This window comes from Paludisphaera soli, assembly GCF_011064595.1.
Classification (GTDB): domain Bacteria; phylum Planctomycetota; class Planctomycetia; order Isosphaerales; family Isosphaeraceae; genus Paludisphaera; species Paludisphaera soli.
Genome location: NZ_JAALJI010000110.1, coordinates 1 through 1,274, shown reverse-complemented (window position 1 = coordinate 1,274; position 1,274 = coordinate 1). Strand labels below are relative to the sequence as shown.

Annotated in this window: 1 protein-coding gene; it reads right to left on the bottom strand. The window is 72.4% G+C overall.

Annotated elements, in window-relative coordinates:
• Positions 1-1,274 (bottom strand): hypothetical protein (locus G6O68_RS31815; RefSeq protein WP_165253774.1); only part of this gene is annotated, 1,274 nt, incomplete at both ends.

Genomic DNA, 1,274 nt, shown 5'->3' with positions numbered 1-1,274 from the left:
ACATATCGCACCCGACATGCCGTGCTACACCTGGTTGAAAATCGCTCGTAATAGCGATACTTGCGGTCGTCCTCGCCTTCGGCCGAGCCCAGGTTGGCGCGGAGGCACCGCGCCCGCTCGGAAGCCGAGGCGTCGGCGGCCACGGGGCGGAATCCGGGGGCGAGCACCACCGACACCTCGACGCGACGCTGCGCGGTCTCGACCGTGACGGCGTTGACGATCGACCGCGAGTCCCTCCGGAGGTGCAGCGAGGAGACGTTGCAGCGGGCCGGATTCAGGTCCGCGCCGGGGCCGGGGAGGAGCAGGTCGCGGACGGGGCCGGCGGCGTCGGCGTCCTTCCGGTAGACTTCGATCTCGCTGCGGGGAGAGCCGGCACCGTCCTCGCCGGTGATGAACCGCATGCCGAAGCCGGCCAGGTCGAGCTGGGCCGCCAGGGCCTCGGGCCAGGGGGTGTTGGTCGCGTCGTAGTCGCGGATCACGACGTCGGCCGCGGTGCCGGCGGCACCGCCGACCGGGCTCCCGTCCGGCGACGGCCCCCGCGATTGGAGGAGGGCGTCGAGCCGGTCGAAGTCCGGGTTGTGGACGTAGGACTCGTCGTTGTAGACCCCCAGGATGTAGCGAGCGAACTTGCCGAGCGTCCAGAAGGTTCGGGGGTCGGGATCGCGGTCGACGTCGGGGTCGAGGAACACCGGGTGTCGGGTCGAGGCGTCGGCCTGCTCCACGTCGTAGCCGTCGGGGGTGCAGTTCGGCTTGCCGTCGGGGTTGAACCGCGAGGGGAGGTCGACCAGGACGGATTCGCCGTGGCGGGGGTCGTCGGCGTGCCGCTGGAGCCGGCCGCCGATGGGCTCGTCCCAGCACCGCGAGGCGACGCCGACGGCGACGAAGCTCACCCGCTGCGACTGCGGCGTGAGGTCGACCTGGGGCGACTGCGCGAAGCCGTCGAAGAGGACGTGGGCGTCGCCGTCGCGCGTGGTCGCCAGGACCACCAGCCGCTCGTCGTTGCGGATGACGTACGGTCCGGCGGACTCCAGCGGCCAGAGGCGTCCGAAGTCGGCCGGGGCCGCCGCCTCGGGGTCGGCGTCGTCCAGGATGTAGCGGAACCGGGCGGTCGGGGGCTGGGGGCCCTCGGCGTGGCGGATCCGCTCGCAGGCGACGTTGGGGAGGACCTCGTAGCGGGCCTCGCCCTCGGCCTCGGGCCGGAAGCGGCAGACCCGGATCGTCGCCGCCGGGCCCGACAGGGGGACGTCGTACGGATCGAAATCGAAACTCCCAGG